The following is a 2,855-nucleotide window of genomic DNA, read 5'->3' as shown; positions in this document are numbered from 1 at the left end:
GAACCTGAACGAGCATGGAGTTCATCGAGGCCGTCGCCTGTTCCGAAAGAACGCGGTGGGGCGCGGGCGCATCGCGGTCGCGATCATAGAACACCTTGCCGGAATGGTTCGAGAGCTGGGTGATGCCATGGCGCATGCCGGCCATGCCGCCATTCGCGAACACTTCATAGCCGGTCGCCTGATCCATCACGGTCATGCCGGATGTGCCGAGCACCATGGTCTTGTGGCCTTCGAGCTTGGATTCCACGCCAAAGGATTCCGCCATCGCCTTGATGGGCGGGATGCCGAGATGGTCCTTGGCGAGACGCACCGGCACGGTGTTGATCGACTTCACCAGCGCGGTGGTGAGTGTCATGCGGCCGGAAAAGGAGCGACCGTAGTTCTTGGGCGACCAGCCGTTCCAGGTGATCGGGCCGTCGGAAATGGCTGAGTCCGGCTTGAAGCCATTTTCCATCGCGGTGGCATAGACATAGGGCTTGAACGACGAACCGGTCTGGCGCAACGCCTTGGTGGCGCGGTTGAACTGCGAGGTGCCGTAATCGCGCCCGCCGACGATGGCGCGCACCGCGCCGTTGGTTTCCAGCATCACCAGCGCGCCTTGGTCGACCCGGTACTGTTTGCCGTGCTGGCGCAGCATGAATTCGAGCGACTCTTCGGCCGCATGCTGCAGGTTCAGGTCGATCGTGGTGCGCGCGACCATGGAGCGGATGCCATAGGGCTCGGCGATCTGCTTGGCCTGTTCGAAGGCCCAGTCGAGGAAGTAGTCCGGGCTCGCACGCTCTCCGCGATCCACCACGCTGGCCGGATGCAGGCGGGCGGACAGGACCTGGCCTTCGGTAAGGAAGCCGCCCTGGACGAGGTTGCTCAGCACTTCATTGGCACGACCGCGCGCGGCCGGCAGGTTGATATGCGGCGCGTATTTGGCGGGCGCCTTGAACAGGCCGGCGAGCATCGCGGCTTCCGACAGGTTGAGGTCCTTGACCGACTTGCCGAAATAGAAGTCTGCCGCCGCCGTGATGCCGAAGGTGCCGCCGCCCATATAGCCGCGGTCGAGATAGAGCTGGAGGATCTCTTTCTTGGTGAGGTTGGTTTCCAGCCAGATCGCGAGGAAGGCTTCCTTGATCTTGCGATCGAAGGTGCGCTCGTTGGTCAAAAACAGGTTCTTGGCAAGCTGCTGCGTCAGCGTCGAGCCGCCCTGCACCACGCCATTGGCGCGCATGTTCTCGCTCATGGCGCGGGCGAGGCCGAGGAAGTCGATGCCCCAATGGGTGAAGAAACGGCGGTCTTCGGTGGCGAGCAGTGCCTGGATGACATGATCCGGCATCTCGTCGATCGGCACGGAATCGCGCTGGATAATGCCGCGCTGGCCGATCTCGTTGCCGTAGCGATCAAGGAAGGTGACGGCGAAATCGCCCTGGTTGCGCCAGTCGGTGTTGGTTTCCTGGAAGGCCGGCATCGCCAGCGCCAGCAGGATTACCGTGCCGACCGCACCCATGGTGAAGCCTTCGGACGCCAGCTCGACCAGACCGCGCCGCCAGCCGCGCACGCGGAAGCGGCGCGAAAAGATGGTGATGTTTTCCCAGGCACGGCCGAACCGGAAGCGCGCTTCGTAAAGGCTGGAATCGAGCCAGGCATCCGTCGCAAGCATTGCGGCAGACAGGCGACCGCGTTTCCCGCGAGGTTTCTGTGGCTCATCCATGGCGACGGTCCGGCAAGCTTTTCTACGCGAAACAAACAAGTGCAAGCAGGTCGGGCGCGTCCCTTCGCCCGGAATTACGATGGCAGGCTTTCATGTCACAGTTCAAGGAGAAAGCGGTGCAGCGTCAGCGACTTCTGAATGCACGGTAGGGTGATTGACCTAACGAACTTGTAAGAGATTTGATGACGTTGCGTCGGTTCTCCAATTTGGCTTGGATCGAGAGCGCCCTGGCCGCCGCTCTGCATCGCGAAACCTTTGCGGACGCTGCGATCAGCTTTTGATATCGGACGGTCTTTCGGGGTATCGGACGCGCATGAAAGACCTGTTTCTTAGCTTTCCCCGATCCTTTTCCGTGCCGGCCTTGTGCTTGGGAACGGTCTTCTTCGCTGCGTCACTGACGCCGAGCCTTCTGCCGCGAGACTTCCTGGTTCAGGGCCTGTTGTCGGGTGTCGCCTTTTCGGTCGGCTACGCGATTGCGATGCTTCTGAAGTGGCTTGGGCTGTATCTCGGCTTGCACAAAGGCGTTCATCGCCGCCATGCCTTTCGCGTGAAGATCGTCATCACGATGATCGCGGTCGCCGTTGGAGCGGTGTTTCTGTGGCAGGCGTCTGCCTGGCAGAACTCCGTTCGGCTTCTCATGGGGCTGGAGCCGGTCGCCAGCGTGCGGCCGTTCGCCGTGGGTGGCATTGCGCTGGTCGTGGCGCTTGTTTTGACCACCCTTGGATGGCTGTTTCGCATAGCGTTCTTCACCATCGCGCAACGCTTGAAACGCCACCTGCCGCGACGACTATCCTATCTGATCGCGCTGGTGCTGGCCTTCTGGTTGTTCTGGTTCCTGGGCAACGGTTTGCTGGCCAGCGCCGTGTTCCGTGTGATGGATGCGTCCTATCAACAGTTCGATGCCTTGATCGAAGACAGCGTGGGACATCCGACGGACCCGCTGAAAACCGGCAGCTCAGCATCTTTGCTGGAGTGGGATCATCTTGGCCGGACCGGACGGCAGGCGATCGCGGCGGGGCCGAACAAAGCCGATATCGAGGCTTTCACCGGAGCATCCGCGTTGGAGCCGCTCAGGGTCTATGTCGGCGTGGAATCGGCCGAAACGATCGAAGATCGCGCGCAACTCGCGCTCGAGGAACTGAAGCGCATCGGCGGG

The 2,855-nt window shown here is 61.8% G+C and carries 2 protein-coding genes; one reads left to right on the top strand and one right to left on the bottom strand.

Features of this window, described 5'->3' with window-relative positions; translation table 11 throughout:
* Window positions 1-1,699: transglycosylase domain-containing protein (locus tag RTX98_RS17800; protein ID WP_312798139.1), on the bottom strand; the 1,699-nt coding region annotated here is incomplete at its 3' end.
* Between the two features lie 313 nt (window positions 1,700-2,012).
* Between RTX98_RS17800 and RTX98_RS17795 the strand changes: the two genes are divergently transcribed.
* Window positions 2,013-2,855 (top strand): alpha/beta-hydrolase N-terminal domain-containing protein (locus RTX98_RS17795; protein WP_312798138.1); only part of this gene is annotated, 843 nt, incomplete at its 3' end.

Source organism: Tianweitania sp., from assembly GCF_032053605.1.
Taxonomy (GTDB): Bacteria; Pseudomonadota; Alphaproteobacteria; order Rhizobiales; family Rhizobiaceae; genus Tianweitania.
This window is presented reverse-complemented; position numbering and strand designations above follow the sequence as displayed.